At 73.7% G+C, this 20,977-nt stretch carries 17 protein-coding genes; 8 read left to right on the top strand and 9 right to left on the bottom strand.

All coding sequences use genetic code 11. The annotated features are described in order from the left end of the window. The first annotated feature begins 223 nt into the window (after positions 1-223). A complete protein-coding gene (locus ACGF0D_RS37405) occupies positions 224-631 on the top strand; it encodes a YciI family protein (protein WP_359908576.1) in 408 nt (135 codons plus the stop codon). 8 nt (positions 632-639) lie between these two features. Further along, a complete protein-coding gene (locus tag ACGF0D_RS37400) occupies positions 640-1,797 on the top strand; it encodes an RNA polymerase sigma factor (RefSeq protein ID WP_392924124.1) in 1,158 nt (385 codons plus the stop codon). Between the two features lie 37 nt (positions 1,798-1,834). Here ACGF0D_RS37400 and ACGF0D_RS37395 read toward each other — a convergent pair whose 3' ends face one another. From ACGF0D_RS37395 to ACGF0D_RS37375, 5 genes are all read right to left on the bottom strand, one after another. Then, on the bottom strand, positions 1,835-3,145 hold the full coding sequence (locus ACGF0D_RS37395) for a DUF58 domain-containing protein (RefSeq protein ID WP_392924122.1): 1,311 nt from the start codon (positions 3,143-3,145) through the stop codon (positions 1,835-1,837). A gap of 109 nt (positions 3,146-3,254) precedes the next feature. Beyond that, positions 3,255-4,265, bottom strand: a complete 1,011-nt coding sequence (locus ACGF0D_RS37390) for an AAA family ATPase (RefSeq protein ID WP_392880827.1) — start codon at positions 4,263-4,265, stop codon at positions 3,255-3,257. Continuing rightward, positions 4,262-5,488, bottom strand: a complete 1,227-nt coding sequence (locus ACGF0D_RS37385; protein ID WP_392924119.1) for a DUF4350 domain-containing protein — start codon at positions 5,486-5,488, stop codon at positions 4,262-4,264. The genes ACGF0D_RS37390 and ACGF0D_RS37385 overlap by 4 nt, the downstream gene beginning before the upstream one ends. Beyond that, the gene (locus tag ACGF0D_RS37380) at positions 5,485-6,198 is read right to left on the bottom strand and encodes a DUF4129 domain-containing protein (RefSeq protein WP_392924116.1); all 714 of its coding nucleotides are present in this window, start codon (positions 6,196-6,198) and stop codon (positions 5,485-5,487) included. The genes ACGF0D_RS37385 and ACGF0D_RS37380 overlap by 4 nt, the downstream gene beginning before the upstream one ends. Before the next feature lie 5 nt (positions 6,199-6,203). Continuing rightward, complete coding sequence (locus ACGF0D_RS37375; RefSeq protein ID WP_392924114.1) at positions 6,204-7,385, bottom strand: glycerophosphoryl diester phosphodiesterase membrane domain-containing protein; 1,182 nt, start codon at positions 7,383-7,385, stop codon at positions 6,204-6,206. Positions 7,386-7,683: 298 nt separating this feature from the next. Between ACGF0D_RS37375 and mtrA the strand changes: the two genes are divergently transcribed. Genes mtrA through ACGF0D_RS37360 form a run of 3 tightly spaced genes read left to right on the top strand, consistent with a single transcriptional unit; the run spans position 7,684 to position 12,332 of the window. Next, positions 7,684-8,361 (top strand): MtrAB system response regulator MtrA, encoded by a 678-nt coding sequence (mtrA, locus tag ACGF0D_RS37370; RefSeq protein ID WP_030247322.1) that lies wholly within the window; start codon positions 7,684-7,686, stop codon positions 8,359-8,361. 1 nt (position 8,362) lies between these two features. Next, the gene (mtrB, locus tag ACGF0D_RS37365) at positions 8,363-10,468 is read left to right on the top strand and encodes an MtrAB system histidine kinase MtrB (protein ID WP_392924111.1); all 2,106 of its coding nucleotides are present in this window, start codon (positions 8,363-8,365) and stop codon (positions 10,466-10,468) included. Then, complete coding sequence (locus tag ACGF0D_RS37360; RefSeq protein ID WP_392880842.1) at positions 10,443-12,332, top strand: LpqB family beta-propeller domain-containing protein; 1,890 nt, start codon at positions 10,443-10,445, stop codon at positions 12,330-12,332. The genes mtrB and ACGF0D_RS37360 overlap by 26 nt, the downstream gene beginning before the upstream one ends. 93 nt (positions 12,333-12,425) lie before the next feature. On the opposite strand, the gene ACGF0D_RS37355 is transcribed toward ACGF0D_RS37360, so the two are convergent. After that, positions 12,426-13,154 carry a ComF family protein gene (locus ACGF0D_RS37355; protein ID WP_392924108.1) on the bottom strand — a complete coding sequence of 243 codons (729 nt, stop codon included), beginning with the start codon at positions 13,152-13,154 and terminating at the stop codon, positions 12,426-12,428. 370 nt (positions 13,155-13,524) lie between these two features. On the opposite strand from ACGF0D_RS37355, the gene hpf reads away from it, so the two are divergent. Both hpf and ACGF0D_RS37345 read left to right on the top strand, forming a co-directional pair. After that, positions 13,525-14,220: a ribosome hibernation-promoting factor, HPF/YfiA family gene (hpf, locus tag ACGF0D_RS37350; protein ID WP_392880848.1), complete on the top strand. Its 696-nt coding sequence runs from the start codon at positions 13,525-13,527 to the stop codon at positions 14,218-14,220. A 202-nt stretch (positions 14,221-14,422) separates the two neighbouring features. Next, positions 14,423-15,175 carry a response regulator gene (locus ACGF0D_RS37345; RefSeq protein WP_392924105.1) on the top strand — a complete coding sequence of 251 codons (753 nt, stop codon included), beginning with the start codon at positions 14,423-14,425 and terminating at the stop codon, positions 15,173-15,175. 33 nt (positions 15,176-15,208) lie between these two features. Here ACGF0D_RS37345 and ACGF0D_RS37340 read toward each other — a convergent pair whose 3' ends face one another. Both ACGF0D_RS37340 and ACGF0D_RS37335 read right to left on the bottom strand, forming a co-directional pair. Beyond that, on the bottom strand, positions 15,209-16,417 hold the full coding sequence (locus tag ACGF0D_RS37340) for a winged helix-turn-helix domain-containing protein (protein ID WP_392924102.1): 1,209 nt from the start codon (positions 16,415-16,417) through the stop codon (positions 15,209-15,211). An 82-nt stretch (positions 16,418-16,499) separates the two neighbouring features. Beyond that, positions 16,500-17,057 (bottom strand): GNAT family N-acetyltransferase, encoded by a 558-nt coding sequence (locus ACGF0D_RS37335; RefSeq protein WP_392924100.1) that lies wholly within the window; start codon positions 17,055-17,057, stop codon positions 16,500-16,502. Positions 17,058-17,314: 257 nt separating this feature from the next. Between ACGF0D_RS37335 and secA the strand changes: the two genes are divergently transcribed. Beyond that, a complete protein-coding gene (secA, locus tag ACGF0D_RS37330) occupies positions 17,315-20,077 on the top strand; it encodes a preprotein translocase subunit SecA (RefSeq protein WP_392880860.1) in 2,763 nt (920 codons plus the stop codon). A gap of 101 nt (positions 20,078-20,178) precedes the next feature. Here secA and ACGF0D_RS37325 read toward each other — a convergent pair whose 3' ends face one another. Then, entirely contained in the window at positions 20,179-20,685 is a 507-nt protein-coding gene (locus tag ACGF0D_RS37325; protein ID WP_392924097.1) for an Rv3235 family protein, read from the bottom strand. Positions 20,686-20,977: the final 292 nt, after the last annotated feature.

Here is a 20,977-nt window from a genome sequence, read left to right as displayed (position 1 = left end):
TGCAGGGGGGACCCTGTGGGAGAGTAGGACGCCGCCGAACAATTCTTCTGAAAAGCCCCTGATCCATTCGGATCAGGGGCTTTTCGCATTTCCGGGCCCAACCGGCGGCAGAGGGTCGAAAAGATCTTGGCCGGCCATGTCGAGAACCCGTGCCTGGCACCGTCCCCGGGGTGCGAGCAGCCCACAATGGGGCGCACCGGCTCCGAGGACCGAGGAGAAGACGATGGCCAAGTACCTGCTGCTGAAGCACTACCGGGGTGCCCCGGACGCGGTGAACTGCGTGCCGATGGACCAGTGGACGCCGGAGGAGGTCACGGCGCACATCACGTACATGCAGGACTTCGCTGACCGGCTGGAGAAGACCGGCGAGTTCGTCGACGGTCAGGCGCTCGCGCCGGAGGGGACGTGGGTCCGGTACGACGGCGAGGGGCGGCCGCCGGTCACCGACGGTCCGTTCGCCGAGACCAAGGACCTCATCGCCGGCTGGATGGTGATCGACGTGGACAGCTACGAGCGCGCCGTCGAGCTGGCCGGGGAACTGTCGGCCGCCCCCGGGGCCGGCGGCAAGCCGATCCACGAGTGGCTGGAACTGCGGCCGTTCCTGGCCATGCCGCCGACCATCACGGAGTGACCGCTCCGATGGACGAGGCCCTGCTGAGGAGCCTCACCCCGAGCGTCATCGGCGTCCTCGTCCGCCGCGGAGCAGACTTCGCGGCGGCCGAGGACGCCGTGCAGGAGGCGCTGGTCGAGGCGGTGCGGCTCTGGCCCGCCGAGCAGCCGCGCGATTCCAAGGGCTGGCTGGTCACCGTGGCCTGGCGCAAGTTCCTGGACGCGACCCGGTCGGACGCCGCCCGCCGGCGCCGGGAGGACCTGGTGGACCGGGAGCCGGAGCCCGGGCCCACGGCCGCCGTGGACGACACGCTGCAGCTCTACTTCCTGTGCGCCCACCCGTCGTTGACGCCCTCCTCGGCGGTGGCGCTGACCCTGCGGGCCGTGGGAGGGCTGACCACCCGCCAGATCGCCCGGGCCTACCTGGTGCCCGAGGCGACCATGGCGCAGCGGATCAGCCGCGCGAAGCGCACCGTCTCCGGGGTCCGGTTCGATCAGCCGGGGGACGTCGCCACCGTGCTCCGGGTCCTCTACCTGGTCTTCAACGAGGGCTACTCCGGGGACGTCGACCTCGCGGCCGAGGCCATCCGGCTCACCCGGCAGCTCGCGGCGGTGATCGACCACCCCGAGGTGGCCGGACTGCTGGCCCTGATGCTGCTTCACCACGCCCGACGGGCCGGCCGGACGGCGCCCGACGGTGCGCTGGTGCCGCTGGCCGCGCAGGACCGCGGCCGGTGGGACACCGGGCTGATCGCCGAGGGCATCGGGATCCTCCAGGCGGCGCTGGCCCGGGACCGGCTGGGCGAGTTCCAGGCCCAGGCGGCCATCGCGGCGCTGCACGCCGACGCACCGACCGCCGAGGAGACGGACTGGGTGCAGATCGTCGAGTGGTACGACGAGCTCGTCCGGCTGACCGGGAGTCCGGTGGTGCGGCTCAACCGTGTGGTGGCGGTCGGTGAGGCGGACGGGCCGCGTGCCGGGCTGAGGGAGCTCGCGGAGCTGGACGAGGCGCTGCCGAGGTACGCGGCGGTGGCGGCGTACCTCCACGAGCGCGACGGGGACCTGGCGATGGCGGCCCGGTTGTACGCGGTGGCGGCGCACAAGGCCCCCACGCTCGCCGAGCGTGACTATCTGACCCGTCAGGCCGCCCGGCTGAACACGGGCCTGAAGGAACGTCGGACGGGCTGATGGGTTTGTCGGGGCCCTCAGAGTTGACCGGCGGCCCTCAGAGCCGGCCGGCGGCCTTCAGCGCGAGGTAGGTGTCGGCCAGGGCTGGGGCGATCCGGGCCGGCGGGGCGTCCAGCACGGTGACGCCGTGGCGGGTGAGGCGCTCGGCGGTGGCCCGGCGGTCGGCGCGGGTCTGCTCGGCGGCCGCCGCGCCGTACACCGCCTCCAGGGTGCCCCGCCCGGCGGCGAGGACGTCCAGCTGGGGGTCGGCGACGGAGGCGAGGACGACCTCGTGGCGCTTGGTGAGCATCGGCAGCAGCGGGCGCAGGCCGTCCTCGACGGGGGCCGCGTCGAGGCCGGTGAGCAGCACGATGAGCGAACGGTGCGGCGCCATCTTGAGCGCGGTGGCGACCAGCGAGCGCATGTCGGTCTCGTGGAGCGCGGGTTCCAGGCCGGCCATCGCGTTGGTGAACGCGGGCAGCACCTCGTGGGCCGAGCTGCCGGCGACCGCGACGCGCTTGCGGGAGTCGTGGGCGAGCAGGTCGACCCGGTCGCCGGCCCGGGTGGCGAGGGCGGTGAGCAGCAGGGCGGCGTCGAGGGCGGCGTCCAGGCGGGGTGCGTCGCCGACCCGGCCGGCGGAGGTGCGGCCGGTGTCGAGGACGACGAGGATGTGCCGGTCGCGTTCGGGGCGCCAGGTGCGGACGGCGACAGTGTTGCGGCGGGCGCTGGCCCGCCAGTCGATGGAGCGGACGTCGTCGCCGGGCAGGTACTCGCGCAGGGAGTCGAACTCGGTGCCCTGGCCGCGGGTCAGCACCGAGGTGCGGCCGTCGAGTTCGCGCAGCCGGGCGAGCCGGGAGGGCAGGTGCTTGCGGCTGGCGAACGGGGGCAGGGCGCGGACCGTCCAGGGGACGAGGTGCGAGCCCTGGCGGCCGGCCAGGCCGAGCGGGCCGAGCGAGCGGACCGTCACCCGGTGGGCGTGGTGGTCGCCGCGGCGGGTGGGGGCGAGCACGGTGGTGATCCGGCGCCGTTCGCCGCCGGGGAGGGCCAGGGTGTGCCGGGAGGCGGTCTCGGCGGTGCCGGGGCGCCAGGCCGACGGGGCCCAGGCGTCGCGCACCAGGCCCCGGAGCAGTCGCCCGGAGGGGTTGGTGACGGTCAGTTCGACGGTGGCGGGCTCGCCGAGCCGGACGGTGGTGTCGCCGCCCCGCCCGAACCGCAGGCCGCGGATGGGGGCGGCGAGCACCAGGTCGACCACGACGGCGATCAGCACCGCCCCGGTGACCAGGCCGATCCCGGTCCAGGACGGCAGCAGCAGGCCCACGACGAGCGCGCCGAGTGCGGCGAGCAGGGCGGTTCGCCCGGTGAGGGCCATGCGGTGCGCTCCTTCGGAAGCCCGTGGGTCTGGGACCGGTGAGTCGAAAGTCCGTCGGCCGGAGGGCCGGAACGGGGGCGGTGGTGCGGTGCGGCGGGGTGCGCCGGGGTCAGCGCGGCGCGGGGGTCTGGGCGAGGACGGCCTGGATGACGGAGTCGGCGGTGACGCCCTCCATCTCGGCCTCGGCGCGCAGCGCGACCCGGTGCCGCAGGGTGGGCAGGGCGAGCGCCTTGACGTCGTCCGGGGTGACGTAGTCGCGGCCGGCCAGCCAGGCCCAGGCGCGGGAGGCGGCGAGCAGGGCGGTGGCGCCGCGCGGGGAGACGCCGATGGACAGCGACGGGGACTGCCGGGTGGCCCGGCAGAGGTCGACGATGTAGGCGAGGATCTCGGGGGAGACGGTCAGCCGGGCGATCTGCTCGCGGGCCGCGGCGAGGTGTTCGGGCCCGGCGACCGGGCGGACGCCGGCCGCGCCGAGGTCGCGCGGGTCGAAGCCGGCGGCGTGCCGGGAGAGCACCTGGAACTCCTGGTCGCGGTCGGGCAGCGGCAGGATCAGCTTGAGCAGGAAGCGGTCCAGCTGGGCCTCGGGCAGCGGGTAGGTGCCCTCGTACTCGACCGGGTTCTGGGTCGCGGCGACCAGGAACGGGACGGGCAGCGCGCGCGGTACGCCGTCCACGGTGACCTGGTGTTCCTCCATGGCCTCCAGCAGGGCGGCCTGGGTCTTCGGCGGGGTGCGGTTGATCTCGTCCGCGAGCAGCAGGTTGGTGAAGACCGGGCCGGGCTGGAAGGAGAACTCGGCGGTGCGGGCGTCGTAGACGAGCGAGCCGGTGACGTCGCCGGGCATCAGGTCGGGGGTGAACTGGATGCGCTTGGTCTCCAGGCTGAGCGCGGTGGACAGGGTGCGCACCAGCAGCGTCTTGGCGACGCCGGGGACGCCCTCCAGCAGCACGTGGCCGCCGCAGAGCAGGGCGACGACCAGGCCGGTGACGGCGGCGTCCTGGCCGACCACGGCCTTGCCGATCTCGGCGCGCAGGGCGGTCAGCGCGGCGCGCGGGTCGGTGGCGGGGGTGGCGGGTGCCGTGCCGGGGACGGAGCGCAGCTGGGCGGTTGCCTGGTCGGTCACGGGTTCCGTACCTGCCTTTCGAGGGCGTCGAGGTCGTCGGCGAGCCGCAGCAGCGCGGCGTCGTCGGTCGGGGGCGGGCCGTACAGCAGGGCCCGGACGTCCCCGGCGGGCCGGTCGGGCAGCCGGTCGGCCACGGCGACGCAGAGCGCGTCGGGGTCGGGTGCGCCGGCCCGGAGCGGGACGCCCAGGGCGGGGGCGAGGCGGTGGGCGGTGGCGCAGCGCAGCGCCTCGGCGGCGCGGCCGCGGGCCTTGGCCCGGCGGTACAGGCGGGCGCGGCCCTCGGTGGTCTCGGCGGCGCGGACCACCACGGGCAGGTTCTCACTGACCACCGGGCCGAGCCGGCGGCCGCGCCAGAGGGCGGCGAGCACGGCGGCGACGGCGAGCTGGCGGGTGGCCCAGCCCCAGCCGCTCGGCAGGTAGTCCTCGAAGGTCCTGGTGCGGGCGTCGTCGGGGACGGGGACGGAGTAGTCGGGCAGGTGCCAGGTGAGGCGGGGCTGCGAGCCGAGCAGGCCGAGCGCGAGGGAGGCGTCGCCGTCCTTGGCCAGTTCGCTGTTGTGCAGGAAGCTGCCGCTGCCGAGCACGATGACGTCGCGGTCGCCGTCGGCGGCCGGGAGGCTGACCAGCGGGTAGCCGTGGCCGCGCGGGTAGCAGCCCTCGCCGCGGCTGCCGCTGGTGTAGAGCATGCCGCCCTGCTGGGCGCTGCCGGCCCGGACGGCCTCGGTGAGCGAGCACTCCGCGGGGGTGGAGCGGACGGCGGCGTACGGCGGTCCGCCCGCGTCGTCGGACAGCCGGATGCCGGGGGCGAGCGTGGTGAGCGCGGCCGGGCCGGGGGCGACCAGCACCAGCCGCCGGTGCCGGGCGGCGGCGACGGCGCGCAGCTGGGCGGGGCTGAGCAGGTCGGGCTCGGGCAGGACGAGGGTGTCCTGGCCGGCCGGGGCGGTGGTCGGGTCGGTGGTGAACTCGGCCTTGAGGCCCTGGCGTTCGAGCAGGGCGAGGGCGGCGTGGGTGCCGTCGCGGTCGTACGAGCGCGGGTCCAGCGGCGGGTAGCGGCGGTCCTCGCCGAGGCTGGACACGGCGGCGGCGCCGATCAGCAGGGCGGCGAGGACGGCCAGGTACCAGCGGGAGCGGCGCCACAGGCCGCGCGCGGTGGGGGAGAGGCTGGTCGGGGCGCCGGCGGGTGTTCCGGGGACCGTGGCTTCGGGGGCGGGGACGGTGCCGGTCATGCCGCTCCTCCCGGGGTCGAGGCCGGGGCCGGGGTCGACGCGGGAGCGCCGGCGGCGTCGGGGGTGAGGACCGGGCGGGTGCGCTCCAGCGTCCGGTCGAGTTCGTGCAGCAGCCGGTACGCGTCCTGGTCGGCGGTGCGCTCGCCGTACGCGATGTCGTCGAAGGTCCGGGCGGCCGCGGCCAGCGCGGCGGCGTGCTCGGGCAGTGCCCGGCCGGCCTCGGCGGCGGCCTCGTCGGCGGTGCGGCCGGGGCGGGTGTCGAGCAGGGTGCGCTCCTCCAGGCCGCGCACCAGGGCGCGCATCTGCTCGCGGACGGCCTGGGTCCAGCGTCCGGCGGCGGCGTGTGCGGCGGCGTCGGCCCGGTACTGGTCGGCGCTGCGCGGGCCGTCGGCGCCGTACACGTCCTGGACGGTGCGGGCGGCGCGGCGGGGCGCGCCGAGGCGCCACCAGAGCGCGGCGCCGATCAGCACCGCGACGATCAGGAAGAGGATCAGTCCGGTGGTGCCGGTGGCGCCGCCGCCGGAGATGCTGTCGAGCGCCCTGGCGATGTGGTCGTAGACCCAGTCCGTGATCCGTTTCAGGACGGACGGGTCGTGCTTGTGGTACTCCGCGTCGAGCAGCTCGTCGCGGGCGGCCTCGCGCGCCGGGTCCCGTGGCACGGTGACCGGTGCGCCGCCCGCGGCGAGGAGCCCTTCCCCCCAGTCAGGCATCCGGCTCAGCGCCTCGCCAGGCTCGGGTCGCCCGGTCCGCCCCGGCCGGTGCCGTCGTGCTCGGACAGGCCGGCCGCGCGGGCGAGCTCGATGTCCAGGGCCTCGCGGCGGATCCGCTGGTCGATGTAGACCAGCACGCCGACGGCGGCGATGAACGGGGTGGTGAAGGTGCCGGCGATGATCCCGGCGACCGCGAGCAGCAGCACCATGGCGATGCCGCGGTCGGCGCTGTCGGGCAGGCCCTGGTCGTTGAGGCTCTCGAAGCCCAGCGCCAGGCCGAGGAACTGGAACGGGACCACGACGACCATCGCGACGACGAGCGCCAGCACGTGGCCCAGCAGGTTGATGCCGAGGACCCGCCACCAGGCGCCGCGGACCAGGCGCCACGAGCGTGACATCGCCGTCAGCACGCCCTGCTTCTCCAGCATCAGGGCGGGGGCGGCGAGGCTGAAGCGCATGTAGAGCCAGACGGCGACCGGCACGGTCAGCAGGCCGACCAGGGTGAGCAGGCCGACGATCGCGGGGGTGTCCTGGCCGGCGGCGAGGTAGCCGAGCAGCGGGGTGAAGCCGAGCAGCGTCACGCCGGGGCCGATCAGCGCGGTCAGCAGGGTCAGCCCGAGCAGCTGCAGCAGCCGGGGACGGGCGTCGCGCCAGGCCTCCCCGGCGGTCACCGACCGGCCGAGGACGGCGCGGCTGACCACGATGGTGAGCAGCGCGGTGGCGATCACGTTGAGCAGCAGTTCCAGCGGCAGGCCTGCCAGCAGTCGCAGGCTCTGGGTGGCCTCGCCGGTCTTGCCCTTGACCAGCAGGTTGACCAGGACGTTGCCGGCCTGGGCGACCACGGCGAGGCCGAGCGAGAGCGCGAGCGCGGTGCGCCAGTGCCGGCGCACGGTGGTGACGGCACCGTCCAGCAGCTCGCCGAAGCTCAGCGGGCGCAGCGGGATGACGCCGGGCTTGGGGCCGGCCGGGGCGCCCCAGCCGTACGGGCGGTGGCCGCCGGGAGGCTGCTGCCCCCACTGCTGCCCCCACTGCGGTCCGGGGGCGCCGGCCGGGCCGGTCCAGCCGGGGGTGGCCTGCGGTGGTGCCGACGGCCCGGGCACGGCGGCGGGCGCGTCGGCCGGGGGCCGGGCGTCGTCGCGGGGCGGCTCGGACGAGCTGGGCGAGGCCCAGCCCGGGGTGTCGGTCATCACTGCTCCTCGGAGGGCGTCACGGGCGCGACTGCGAACGGATCTTCCGCCCGCGCGCAGCGCCCATCGTGCCATGGGGCCGGAATTCGGCCCCATGGCGATCCGGTTGCTGATCGGCAACGGTCCTCCGTGCCGTGCCGGGTGGGGGGCCGTGGCGGGGCCGGCGAGGGGCCGCGGGCCGTCCCGGCGGGCACATTCGCCCGGTATGGCCGGAATGCACCGGTGGGGGAGTTGGCCGTTCTGGAGCATTGGCACTGCTGTGCGGCAGGTCACAATCCGGTAATGAGAAGATGGACGCATGAAGGGACGCGTCCTCGTCGTTGATGACGACTCCGCACTGGCCGAGATGCTCGGCATCGTGCTGCGTGGTGAGGGTTTTGAGCCGTTTTTCGTTGCGGATGGGGACAGGGCGCTAGCAGCGTTCCGGGAGACCAAGCCCGACCTCGTCCTGCTCGACCTGATGCTGCCCGGCCGGGACGGCATCGACGTGTGCCGACAGATCCGGGCGGAGTCCGGCATCCCGATCGTGATGCTGACCGCGAAGACCGACACGGTCGACGTCGTGGTGGGCCTGGAGTCGGGCGCTGACGACTACGTCACCAAGCCGTTCAAGCCCAAGGAGCTGGTGGCCCGGGTGCGCGCCCGGCTGCGCCGCGCCGAGGAGCCCACGCCCGAGCAGCTGACCATCGGCGACCTGGTGATCGACGTGGCCGGCCACTCGGTGAAGCGGGACGGCCGGGGCATCCCGCTGACCCCGCTGGAGTTCGACCTGCTGGTCGCGCTGGCCCGCAAGCCCTGGCAGGTGTTCACCCGCGAGGTGCTGCTGGAGCAGGTCTGGGGCTACCGCCACGCGGCGGACACCCGCCTGGTCAACGTCCATGTGCAGCGACTGCGGTCCAAGATCGAGAAGGACCCGGAGCGCCCCGAGATCGTGGTGACCGTCCGTGGCGTCGGCTACAAGGCCGGACCCAGCTGACGTGACGGACCGGGCAGACGACACCCCGTCGGGTTCCGCGACCGACGGGGCCGGGGCCGTGCGCGGCGACGTGCTGAGTTCGACCACCCGCCGCCGACGGGGCCTTTCCGCGGTGGCCGCACTGGTGAAGCGTCAGCTGCGCCGCCCCACGCACCGGGTGGCCGCGCTGTACCGCCGGTCGATCCAGCTGCGCGTGGTCGCGGTGTCCCTGCTGGCGTCCATCGCGGTCGTCGTGGTGCTGGGCGTGGTCGTGGTGGCGCAGGTGCGCAACGGCCTGCTCGGCACCAAGACGGACGCCGCCCGCGCGCAGGCCCGGATCGGCTTCCAGGTCGAGCAGAAGAAGATCGACGAGGCCAACGACCAGAAGCTGCGGGGCACCGCGGACCCGACGGTCGGCGAGGTCGGCACCTGGCTGCTGCGGCAGGTCAACGACCTGGCCGGGAGCGGGCAGACGGTCTACTCGGTGATCGCGATGGCCCCCGGCACCGGTGCCGTCGTCCCCGACACCGCGGGCTTCGCGCCGCGCTACTCGGGCGACATCCAGCCCAGCAGCATCCCGGACTCCCTGCGGGCCAAGCTGCTCGCCGAGCCCAACCAGATGTTCGACCAGCCGACCCGGATCTACCGATCACCCGGGAGCGACGTCAAGTCCGAGCCCGGGCTGGCCCTCGGCATGCAGTTCGACGGCCCGGCCGGGACGCCGTACCAGATGTTCTACGTGTTCTCCTTCGGCCAGGAGACCGACACCCTCAACCTGGTCACCGGCACCCTGGCCACCGCCGGGGTCTTCGTGGTGATCCTGATGGGCGGCATCGCCTGGGTCGTGGTGCGCCAGGTGGTCACCCCGGTCCGGATGGCCGCCGGGATCTCCGAGCGGCTCGCCGACGGGCACCTGGAAGAGCGGATGAAGGTCACCGGGACGGACGACATCGCCCGCCTCGGGGAGTCCTTCAACCGGATGGCCAACGCCCTCCAGGCGCAGATCCGCCAGCTGGAGGAGCTGTCCCGGGTGCAGCGGCGGTTCGTCTCGGACGTCTCGCACGAGCTGCGCACCCCGCTGACCACGGTCCGGATGGCCGCGGACCTCATCTACGACAGCCGCGAGGACCTGGACCCGATGGCGGCCCGCTCGGCGGAGCTGCTGCAGGGCCAGCTGGACCGCTTCGAGTCGCTGCTCGCCGACCTGCTGGAGATCAGCCGCTTCGACGCGGGCGCCGCGATCCTGGACGCCGAGCCGGTCGACCTGCGCGAGATCGTCGCCCGGGTGGTCGAGGCCGCCGACCCGCTGGCGCAGGCCAAGGGCAGCGCCGTGGTGATCCGCGGCGACGGCGAGCCGGTGCTGGCCGAGGTGGACTCCCGCCGGATCGAGCGGATCCTGCGCAACCTGGTGGTCAACGCGCTGGAGCACGGCGAGGGCCGCGACGTGGTGGTCCGGCTGGGCTCGGCGGACGGCGCGGTCGCGGTCGGCGTGCGCGACTACGGCATCGGCCTCAAGCCGGGCGAGGCGTCCCGGGTGTTCCACCGCTTCTGGCGGGCCGACCCGTCCCGGGTGCGGACCACCGGCGGCACCGGCCTCGGCCTGTCGATCGCCGTCGAGGACGCCCACCTGCACGGCGGCTGGCTCCAGGCCTGGGGCGAGCCCGGTGGCGGCTCGCACTTCCGGCTCACCCTGCCGCGCACCCGCGGCGGCGAGATCACCCGGGCGCCGTTCCGGCTGGAGCCGGAGGACTCCCGCAACAACCGGGGGCTGGGCGCGCAGGGCACGCCGTACCGGCGGGCGATCAGCCCGTCCGGTGCCACGGCGTCGGCCGTCGTCGACGAGCAGGCGGAGACGCCGGAGAGCGCGGGCAGCAGCCTCGGCAGCGGGCTCGGCGGGGTGCTGAACATCGGCCCCGGGCTGGGCCGGCGCCGGATGCCCGAGGGACCGCGCGCGGACCCCTCGGACGTGCGGACGGCCGCCGGGTACGGGGCCACCGGCGCCCAGGTCATGGTGGACCCGACGGCCGGACGGCCGTCGGTGGCGCAGCGGACGGCGGAGCCGGACGTGACGGGCGGGACGACGGACGCGGAGGGGTCGCAGCGTGCGAAGGACGAGCAACAGGACTGAGCCGCGGCTCCTCGCCGCGGTCGGCGGGCTGCTCGGCGCCCTGGTGGCGAGCGGCTGCGCGGCGATGCCGGATTCCGGCGGCATCACCAAGGTGGAGCTGTCCCAGGGCTCGGCGGACAAGAACCTCCAGGCCCGGGTCTACCCGGTGGCGCCCGGGAAGGGCGCCAAGCCGCGCGAGTTGCTGACCGGGTTCCTGGACGCGGTGACCGCCGACGAGGGGTACGACACCGCGCGCAAGTACCTCACCGAGAGCGCCGCCGCGGAGTGGAAGCCGGAGGCGGAGCTCCGGGTGCTCTCGTCCACGACCATCCCGGACGTCCCGGACGTCACCGACGCGGACACGGTCTCGGTGTCGGTGACCGGACAGCTGGTCGCCAGCGTCGACGAGAAGCACTCGTTCGACCTGGTCACCGGGCAGAACAACGTCTCGTCGCCCTTCACCTTCGTCCGGAAGGACGGCGAGTGGCGGATCGACAAGCTGCCGCCCGGCGTGATCATGAACGAGACCAACTTCCGGAACAGCTTCCGGCAGGTCGAGCGGTTCTTCTACACCATGCCCGATTCGTCGGCGGCGGCCTCCGGGAACGCCGGCCAGGAGGTGCTGGTCGCCGACCCGATCTACCTGCGGCGCCGGACGGACCCGCTGACCTCGGCGGCCCAGGCGGTGGCCGACGGGCCCTCGACATGGCTCTCGCAGGCGTCGGTCCGGACGGCGTTCCCGAGCGGTGTCCGGGTCGAGCGGGTGACCATCGACGACAGCAAGACCGCCCACGTGCAGCTCGGCTCCACCGACCTCGGCGAGACGACGGCCTGCCGGCGGATGGCGAACCAGCTCTTCTACACCCTCGCCGACCAGGGCAAGGGCCTCGACAAGCTGGAGCTGAAGGGGCAGCGCGGGTCCTGCACCGTCCGCCGCGGCGAGGAGCCGCTCGTCGGCCCCGGTGCCCTGGTCGGGCCGTCGTCCGCGACGCAGTACTACCAGCGTGCCGACGGCGCCCTGGTGGCGACCGACGAGGGACGCCCCGGAGACCCGGTCCGCGGCATCCTCGGCAAGCCGCAGTCGAACACCAAGCCGCCGCTCGGCGCCTTCGCGGTCAGCCGCAGCGGCACCCAGGCCGCGGCGATCAGCGAGGACGGCCACCAGGTCTACTCGCTGCCGCTGTCGGACAGCACGGTGGCCATGGGCGAGCCGGTGCTCACCTCGCCGGCCAAGGGCGGCGACAAGGAGGACGGCTTCGCCTCGCCCAGCTGGGACGGCCGCGGCGACCTCTGGGTGGTGGACCGCAACAAGCAGGGTCCCCGGGTGGTGATGGTGCGCGGTGCCAAGTCGTACACCGTGCCGGTCGAGGGGCTGCTGACCGGGCAGACCGTGCAGGGGATGAAGATCGCCTCGGACGGTGTCCGGGTCGCCCTGGTGCTCAAGACCCCCGGGGTGACCAGCCGCTCGCTGCGGTTCGGACTCGTGGTGCACGGCGGCACCCCGCAGGCGCCCACCGTGAAGATCACCGGGCTGCGCCAGGCCGCCCCGACGCTCACCGACGTCGCCTCGGTGTCCTGGGCGGAGGCCGACCAGCTGGTGGTGCTCGGCAAGGAGGCCGACCGGACCCAGCAGCTGTACTACATCAGCACCGACGGCTCGCAGAGCACGGACACCCAGCTGCAGAGCGCCGAGACCATGCAGACCGTCGCGGCCTCGGAGTCCCGGGCGGACAGCCTGACCCAGACGCCGCCGGTGCTCGCGATGGGCGAGGTCAAGCAGACGGACGGGAAGCCGAGCGAGCTCAAGGCCTTCCGCCTGGTCAACCACCAGTGGCGGGAAGCCTCGCTGATCGACAAGCCCCGGTCCTTCCTCTACGCGGGCTGACGGTGCGCGCGGGCTGATGGCGCGCCGCCCTGCTGACGGCGCGTCCGGGAGGGGCCGTCGGCTCGCCCGGGCAGGCCGCGGCCGCGGCGGTGGTCAGCCCGCCGGGTGCACGGTGGCCGCGACCGTGGCGCCGGCCCGGGCCGGCAGCCCGGCGTCGGCCAGTGCCCGGGCGGCCTCGGCGAGGCTGGCACCGGTGGTCACCAGGTCGTCCACCAGCACCGGGTGACGGCCGGCCAGGCCCGTCGGCCCGGTCCGGGCGCGCGGCAGCACGGTGAGCGCGCCGTGCAGGTTACGGCGCCGCTCGGCCGCGTTCAGCCCGGTCTGGTCGGCCACCGGCCGGGCGTGCCGCAGCAGCGGGGCGGCCCGGACGTCCAGGCCGGACCGGCGCAGCGAGCGGGCGGCCGCCCCGGCCAGCCGCAGCGTCGGATCGTGCCCGCGGGCGCGGACGGCCGAGCGCGCCGAGGGCATCGGGACCAGCAGCAGCGGAGCCGCCCCGGCCCGAGCGCCCAGGGCGGAGCGCACCGCCCGGCCGAGGGCCTCGCCCAGCGGCCCGGCCAGCCGTAGCGCGCCGCGCTCCTTGTGGGCGAGCAGCAACTGGCGGACCGGGTCGGTGTACGGCGCGGCCGCGTGCGTCCAGGGCAGCAGGGTGGGGGCGGGCCGGGCGGTGGCCAGCGCGCGCCGGCAGGCCGGGCAGAGCTGGGTGCGTTCGCTGCCGCAGCCGGCGCAGTCCGCGGGCAGCAGGACGTCCAGCAGCCCGGCCAGCGCGTGGCCGAACGGCCCTTGGGCGGACGGCGGACGGGTGGGGGTGGGGGACGGCGGCACGGCTGCTCCTGGCGGCGGCAGACACGGAGAGTCAGCACACAATGCGCCGTATGGGGGGCGTTGTCGAGGTATTTACCCATACTTCATCCGCCAGAGGGTAGACAGGGTGCACCAGCTTGACCGCCCGACCGCATTATCGGGTCATACCCTCCTTATCGGCTGAGGAGGCGAAAAACCCGTGTGAGGTGTTCGATAAGGCCCAGGGGGTTTCAACCGTCCCTGGTGGGGAGGAAGTGAGGTGAGGGCCAGTCGTTTCCCGCCGCTGGCGGCGGGGGGCGGGGGGCCGGCAGTGGATGGGCTGGTCCAGCTGGGTCTCAGTCCGGTCCGGTAGCACCCGGATCGGCGTCAGCACGAGGGATCGGAGTTCTGCGTGGACATCGTCGTCAAGGGCCGCAAGACCGAGGTGCCCAAGAGGTTCCGCGAGCACGTGGCCGAGAAGCTGGAGAAGGTCCAGAAGTTCGACGCCAAGGCCATCAGCCTCGACGTCGAGGTGTCCAAGGAGCACAATCCGCGGCAGGCCGACCGCTCCGATCGGGTGGAGATCACTCTCCGCAGCCGCGGCCCCGTCATCCGGGCCGAAGCCGCCGCCGCTGACCCGTACGCGGCGCTCGACCTGGCCTCGGCGAAGCTCGACGCGCAGCTGCGCAAGTCCGCGGACCGGCGTCGGGTGCACAAGGGCGGCGCGAACGGCCGCACCCCGATCAGCGTCGCCGCGGCGACCGCGGCCCTGGCCGCGCTGCCGGACACGACGGCGCCGGAGGGCGCGACGAACGGCGCCGTCCGCAAGACCATGATGGGATCCCTGGAAGTGGAGGGCGAAGGCCCGCTGGTGGTCCGGGAGAAGACGCACCCGGCCGCCCCCATGGCGCTGGACCAGGCGCTCTACGAGATGGAGCTGGTCGGCCACGACTTCTACCTCTTCGTGGAGAAGGACAGCGGCCTGCCGAGCGTGGTCTACCGCCGGCACGGTTACCACTACGGCGTCATCCACCTGCAGACCGACCTCGCGGCCGGGCCGGGCGGCGGGGCGGGCGGGGCGATCGGCGGGTCCGACGAGGAGGACTGACCGTCCGAGGAGCGATGGAGGGGTGACCCCGGCGGCCGTGGCCGCCGGGGTCACCGGCGTTCGGGGAGGGGCGTCGCGAACGGGGCCGCGTCCCGGGCACAGGGGTCACCCGATGCGGGGGAATCGGCATCGGAGGGTGACCGTGGCGGTGTCGGAGCGTGGAATGATTGGCGCACGACGACCCGCGAAGGGGGAGGAGCGGATGGGGGATCACTTCGGGCTGGGGCCCGGGGTCGGGCCAGGGCTGCCGTCGGGGGCGGAGGACGAGCCCGCGTACGAGCCGCACCGGGGTGAGCCGATCCGTGTGTTGGTGGTGGACGACCACGCGCTGTTCCGCCGGGGGCTGGAGATCGTCCTCGCGGAGGAGCCGGACATCAAGGTCGTCGGCGAGGCGGGGGACGGCGCGGAGGCCGTGCTGAAGGCCGCCGACCTGCTGCCCGACATCATCCTCATGGACGTCCGGATGCCGCGCCGCAGCGGGATCGAGGCCTGTACGGCGATCAAGGACGTGGCGCCCAGCACCAAGATCATCATGTTGACGATAAGCGACGAGGAGGTCGACCTCTACGAGGCGATCAAGGCCGGGGCCACCGGCTACCTGCTCAAGGAGATCTCCACCGACGAGGTCGCCACCGCGATCCGCGCGGTCGCCGACGGGCAGTCGCAGATCAGCCCCTCGATGGCCTCCAAGCTGCTCACCGAGTTCAAGTCGATGATCCAGCGCCGCTCTGACGACCGGGACCTGGTGCCCGCGCCCCGGCTCACCGACCGGGAGCTGGAGGTGCTCAAGCTGGTGGCCACCGGCATGAACAACCGGGAGATCGCCAAGGAGCTGTTCATCAGCGAGAACACCGTGAAGAACCACGTCCGCAACATCCTGGAGAAGCTCCAGCTGCACTCCCGGATGGAGGCCGTGGTGTACGCGATGCGGGAGAAGATCCTCGAAATAGGGTGAGCCGGGCGGGACTTGGGGGTGCTGCTGGCGGTCCTAGCGGTCCGCCAGCAGTTTCTCCAGGGCGGGGCGCAGCCGCTCGTCGTGCAGCGCCCCGACCCGCACCTCGTCGCAGCCGACCCAGGAGGCGGCCTCGCGCAGTGCCGTCGCGAGCGCATCGAGGTGCCGGGCGCCGCTCCCGCGGCCGTCCAGCGAGACCTGCCGGGCGACCAGGGTGCGGCCCTCGCGGGCAGGGTCGACCCGGCCGACCAACCGGCCGCCGGTCAGCAGCGGCATCGCGAAGTAGCCGTGCACCCGCTTGTGCTTGGGCGTGTAGGCCTCCAGCCGGTGCGTCATGCCGAAGATCCGCTCGGTGCGGGGGCGGTCCCAGACCAGCGAGTCGAACGGCGAGAGCAGCGTGGTGCGGTGGCGCCCGCGCGGGGCGGTGGCGAGGGCGGCCGGGTCGGCCCAGGCCGGGGCCGGGGCGCCGTCCGGGCCCCAGCCGGCCACCTCGACCGGGACGAGCCCGCAGTCGGCGAGCACCGGGTCCAACTGCTCGGCGCGCAGTCGGTGGTAGTCCAGCAGATCGGCCCGGGTGGCCACGCCGAGGGCCGCGCCGGCCTGGGCGGCCAGGGTGCGCACACACTCCTCGTCCGACCGGTCCTGCCCGAACAGGGCGTCCGGGACGGCCTGTTCGGCCAGTGCGTAGACCCGCTTCCAGCTCCGGCGCTCGGTGCAGACCACCTCGCCGAAGGCCAGCGCCCGCTCGACCGCAATCTTGGTGTCGGACCAGTCCCACCACTCGGCCGTCTTCTTGGCGCCGCCCAGCTCGGTGGAGGTCAACGGCCCCTCGGCCCGCAGCTTGTCGAGCACGGCGCGGTACGTCCCGGGCTCGACCCGGCCGCCCCAGAGGTGGCCGCGGTCGCGGTAGCGGCGGCGCCGGAAGGCGAACAGCGGCCACTCCTCGACCGGCAGGATGCAGGCCGCGTGCGACCAGTACTCGAAGGTCGTGCCGCCGCCCCAGTACGCCGCCTCGACGGCCGGGCGGCCGACCGCGCCGAGCCGGGCGTACGGCACCAGCTCGTGCGAGCGGGCCAGCACCGAGATCGTGTCCAGCTGGACGGCGCCCAGGTGCCGCAGCACCCCGCGCACCCCGCCGCGGCGGTCGGGCGCGCCCAGCAGGCCCTGGGCGCGCAGCGCGATCCGGCGGGCGTCGTCCGCGCTGAGCACGGTGACGGGGGCGGGGCGGGGGTCAGCGGCGGTCATGCCGGCGAGCGTAGCCCGGGGCACTGACAGCGCGGGCCCGGATCGGGCCGAGGGGAGGGGCCGTGGGCCGTGGGCCGCGGGCTCAGTCCAGGTCGGAGGGCAGCAGGGAGGCGATCCAGGCGTCGTGGAAGACGCCGCGCTGCTCCGCGTACGAGCGCAGGGTGCCCTCGAAGCGGTAGCCGGCCTTCCCGGCGACCGCACGGGAGCCCTCGTTGCCGACGTAGGCCTGCCACTCCAGACGGCGCAGGCCGAGCTCCCGCAGGCCGAAGCGGGAGACGGCGCGGGCGGCCTCGGTGGTGTAGCCGCGCCCGCGGAACTCCTTCACGGCCCACCAGCCGATCTCGGCGCAGCCCGGGTCCTGGGGGCGCAGGACGAGGCCCTGGGAGCCGACCAGAGCGCCGGACTCGCGCTCGAACACACACCAGATCCGGTTCGCTCCGGTGCGCCAGCCGTCGATCGCGAGATCGCGCACGAAGAACTCCGCGTCCTCGCGCCGGTACGGCGAGGGAACGACCGTCCAGCGCTGGATCTCGGGATCCTGGCAGGCGGCGAAGACCGCGTCGATGTCCGATTCCCGCGGGGCCCGCAGGACGAGCCGCTCGGTGGTGAGGGTGACAGCTTCGGTACTGGTTTCTTCCATGAACGGATTATTCGCCGGTGCCGGAAAGCGGGCATCCGAATATCCGGCCGGTCCCGCAGGGGGCCAACTCTCCGGCCCGCCGACCGATTTGTCCCGGTGGACGGTGCTATCTGGCCATGTGCTCGCGCGGGTGACACGGGAATACCGTGCTGACGCACCTCCCGGGGGGTTGGACTCCTCGCATACGATGGCCCGTGCGGTGGGGTGGACCCGCCGTGCAGTCGTCCAGTGCCAATACAGGCAAGGAGCCCGCTCACGTGTCCGTCTTCGACAAGATCCTGCGCGCCGGCGAGGGCAAGATCCTTCGCAAGCTGCAGCGGATTGCCGCCCAGGTCAACTCCATCGAAGAGGACTTCGTCAACCTCACCGACGCCGAGCTGCGCGCACTGACCGACGAGTACAGGCAGCGGCTCGCGGACGGCGAGAGCCTGGACGACATCCTCCCCGAGGCGTTCGCCACCGTCCGTGAGGCCGCCAAGCGCGTGCTCGGCCAGCGCCACTACGACGTCCAGCTGATGGGCGGCGCCGCCCTGCACTACGGGTACGTCGCCGAGATGCGCACCGGTGAGGGCAAGACCCTCGTCGGCACCCTGCCCGCGTACCTGAACGCGCTGACCGGCAAGGGCGTCCACCTGATCACCGTCAACGACTACCTCGCCGAGCGCGACTCGGAGTGGATGGGCCGGGTGCACCGCTTCCTGGGCCTCGAAGTCGGCGTGATCCTGGGCAGCATGACGCCCGTCGAGCGCAAGCGCCAGTACGGGATGGACATCACGTACGGCACCAACAACGAGTTCGGCTTCGACTACCTGCGCGACAACATGGCCTGGTCGCAGGACGAGCTCGTCCAGCGCGGCCACAACTTCGCGGTCGTCGACGAGGTCGACTCGATCCTGATCGACGAGGCCCGCACCCCGCTGATCATCTCCGGCCCGGCGGACCAGGCGACGAAGTGGTACGCCGACTTCGCCAAGCTGGTGATGCGTCTGAAGATCGAGCGCGACTACGAGGTCGACGAGAAGAAGCGCACCGTCGGCATCCTCGAGGAGGGCGTCACCCGGGTCGAGGACTACCTGGGCATCGACAACCTCTACGAGTCGGTGAACACCCCGCTGGTCGGCTTCCTGAACAACGCCATCAAGGCGAAGGAGCTGTACAAGCGGGACAAGGACTACGTCGTGATGAACGGCGAGGTCATGATCGTCGACGAGCACACCGGCCGCATCCTGGCCGGGCGCCGCTACAACGAGGGCATGCACCAGGCGATCGAGGCCAAGGAGGGGGTGGAGGTCCAGAACGAGAACCAGACCCTGGCCACCATCACCCTGCAGAACTTCTTCCGCCTGTACGACAAGCTCGCTGGCATGACCGGTACCGGCACCACCGAGGCCGCCGAGTTCCACCAGATCTACAAGCTCGGCGTGGTGCCGATCCCGACCAACAAGACGCCGCTGCGCATCGACCAGCCCGACCTGATCTACAAGTCGGAGCCGGCCAAGTTCGCCGCCGTGGTCGAGGACATCGCCGAGAAGCACGAGAAGGGCCAGCCGGTGCTGGTCGGCACCGTGTCGGTCGAGAAGTCCGAGTACCTGTCGCAGGAGCTGCGCAAGCGCGGCATCCCGCACGAGGTGCTGAACGCCAAGCACCACGAGCGCGAGGCGCAGATCGTCGCGCAGGCCGGCCGCAAGGGCGCCGTCACCGTCGCCACCAACATGGCCGGTCGCGGCACCGACATCATGCTGGGCGGCAACTCCGACCACCTGGCCGCCGCCGAGCTGGCGCAGCGCGGGCTGACCCCGACGGACACCCCGGACGAGTACGAGGCCGCCTTCCCGGCCGCGCTGGAGAAGGCCAAGGCCTCGGTGAAGGCCGAGCAGGACGAGGTCAAGGAGGCCGGCGGCCTCTACGTCCTCGGCACCGAGCGGCACGAGTCCCGCCGGATCGACAACCAGCTGCGCGGCCGCTCCGGCCGTCAGGGTGACCCGGGCGAGTCCCGCTTCTACCTGTCGCTGGGCGACGACCTGATGCGCCTGTTCAAGGCCGGCATGGTCGAGCGCGTGCTCTCGATGGCGAACGTGCCCGAGGACGTGCCGATCGAGTCCAAGATGGTCACCCGCGCCATCGCCTCCGCGCAGACCCAGGTCGAGCAGCAGAACTTCGAGATCCGCAAGAACGTCCTCAAGTACGACGAGGTGCTCAACCGCCAGCGCGAGGTCATCTACGGCGAGCGCCGCCGGGTGCTGGAGGGCGAGGACCTCCAGGAGCAGGTCGGCCACTTCATGGACGACACCGTCGAGGCGTACGTTCGTGCGGCCACCGGCGAGGGCTACGAGGACGACTGGGACCTGGACAAGCTCTGGACTGCGCTCAAGCAGCTCTACCCGGTCACCCTGGACCTGGACGAGCTGGAGGACGAGGCCGGCGGCCGGGCCGGGCTGAGCCCCGAGCTCCTGATCAAGTCCATCCAGGAGGACATCCAGGCGCAGTACGGCGCCCGCGAGGACCAGCTGGGCGAGGAGATCATGCGCGAGCTGGAGCGCCGGGTCGTGCTGTCGGTGCTGGACCGCCGCTGGCGCGAGCACCTCTACGAGATGGACTACCTCCAGGAGGGCATCGGCCTGCGGGCCATGGCGCAGCGCGACCCGCTGGTCGAGTACCAGCGCGAGGGCTTCGACATGTTCACCGCGATGATGGAGGGCATCAAGGAGGAGTCCGTCGGCTACCTGTTCAACCTGGAGGTCCAGGTCGAGCAGCAGGTCGAGGAGGTCCCGGTCGAGGACGCCCAGGTGGTGCTCGACAAGCTGGAGAAGGACGCCGCCCGCCCGGAGATCAAGGCCAAGGGCCTGGAGGCCCCGAAGCCGCAGCGGCTGCACTACACGGCCCCCTCGGACGAGGTCGGCGGCGGTGTCATCGAGGGCGACTTCGAGGACCTCGCGCCGGAGGACGAGGGTGACGGGCTGACCCGCGCCGAGCGCCGCAAGGCCGCCAAGTCGGCCAAGGGCCGCCGCCGCAAGGGCTGAGCCGGCCGCCGGACACCAGTCAGGACGCCACGCAGGGCGCCGTTCCCGGACCGGGACGGCGCCCTGCGCCGTTCCGTACCGCCGGGGGTGCGACGGGGTGCTCACCGGGCCTCCACGGCGGTGCACTGCCACTGCCCGGCCGGGCCGCGCTGCTCCAGCCGGAAGGCCACCATGTGGTGCCGCCGGCCGAGGTCGACCCGCACGCAGGCCTCGACCGCGTCCGGTGAGGGCGAGCGGTCGTGCACCGGCCCGAGCCGGGGGCGGTCGGCGGGGCCGCCGCGGCGCAGGGCGCCGGCCCGGACCAGTGAGGCGAGCTGCCCGTAGCCGGCCAGGCTGGTGTGCCGCACCAGCTGGCCGGAGGGCCGGGCGCCGGTGAGCACCTCGACCAGCCGGTGGGCGAAGCGGGCGGCCAGCGCGCCGGGGTCGGGCCCGGGCGCGGGCGCGCCGGTGCAGGCGGAGCGCGGGTGGCGCGGTCGGCGGCCGGCCGGGTCGCAGCCGGTGGCGCCGCGCGGTCGGCGGTGCGGGCGGGCGGTGATCCGGGCGTCGAGGTCGGAGCCGAGGCGGGCGGTGGGCTGGGCGCTGGCGTGGGCGGTGCAGCGGACGGTCACGGGGGTGGCTCCTGGACTGGGTGGTGCGGGTACGGACGGGATCAGGCTGGGGGCGGCCCGCGTGCGGCGGCAACGGGTTTCCGAGCCGGTGGGGGCGGGCTTTCGAATTCACCTATCCGGGTGAGGCGGCCAGTGTGGCGACGGGGCGGACGGGCCGTCCGCGGGCGCCCGGTTGACGTGCGGGGACGGGCCGTACGGTCCTAAAGGGGACGCTCCGGTTGGGCGGACCGGGTGGCGGCGCCCGGCCGCCGCATTGCGCCGTACCGGCCCGGCGCGCACCATCGGAGCCTGA

This window comes from Kitasatospora sp. NPDC048298 (assembly GCF_043201465.1).
Lineage (GTDB): Bacteria > Actinomycetota > Actinomycetes > Streptomycetales > Streptomycetaceae > Kitasatospora.
The sequence above is the reverse complement of the archived record's forward strand: the minus strand, read 5'-3'. Positions and strand labels throughout refer to the sequence as shown.

What these genes read in the sequence shown, in the direction of transcription:
- ACGF0D_RS37405 (WP_359908576.1), top strand. Translation starts at nt 224, where the DNA reads ATGGCCAAGTACCTGCTGCTGAAGCACTACCGGGGTGCCCCGGACGCG.
- ACGF0D_RS37400 (WP_392924124.1), top strand. Translation starts at nt 640, where the DNA reads ATGGACGAGGCCCTGCTGAGGAGCCTCACCCCGAGCGTCATCGGCGTC.
- ACGF0D_RS37395 (WP_392924122.1), bottom strand. Translation starts at nt 3,145, where the DNA reads ATGGCCCTCACCGGGCGAACCGCCCTGCTCGCCGCACTCGGCGCGCTC.
- ACGF0D_RS37385 (WP_392924119.1), bottom strand. Translation starts at nt 5,488, where the DNA reads ATGACCGGCACCGTCCCCGCCCCCGAAGCCACGGTCCCCGGAACACCC.
- ACGF0D_RS37380 (WP_392924116.1), bottom strand. Translation starts at nt 6,198, where the DNA reads ATGCCTGACTGGGGGGAAGGGCTCCTCGCCGCGGGCGGCGCACCGGTC.
- ACGF0D_RS37375 (WP_392924114.1), bottom strand. Translation starts at nt 7,385, where the DNA reads ATGACCGACACCCCGGGCTGGGCCTCGCCCAGCTCGTCCGAGCCGCCC.
- mtrA (WP_030247322.1), top strand. Translation starts at nt 7,684, where the DNA reads ATGAAGGGACGCGTCCTCGTCGTTGATGACGACTCCGCACTGGCCGAG.
- ACGF0D_RS37345 (WP_392924105.1), top strand. Translation starts at nt 14,423, where the DNA reads ATGGGGGATCACTTCGGGCTGGGGCCCGGGGTCGGGCCAGGGCTGCCG.
- ACGF0D_RS37340 (WP_392924102.1), bottom strand. Translation starts at nt 16,417, where the DNA reads ATGACCGCCGCTGACCCCCGCCCCGCCCCCGTCACCGTGCTCAGCGCG.
- ACGF0D_RS37335 (WP_392924100.1), bottom strand. Translation starts at nt 17,057, where the DNA reads ATGGAAGAAACCAGTACCGAAGCTGTCACCCTCACCACCGAGCGGCTC.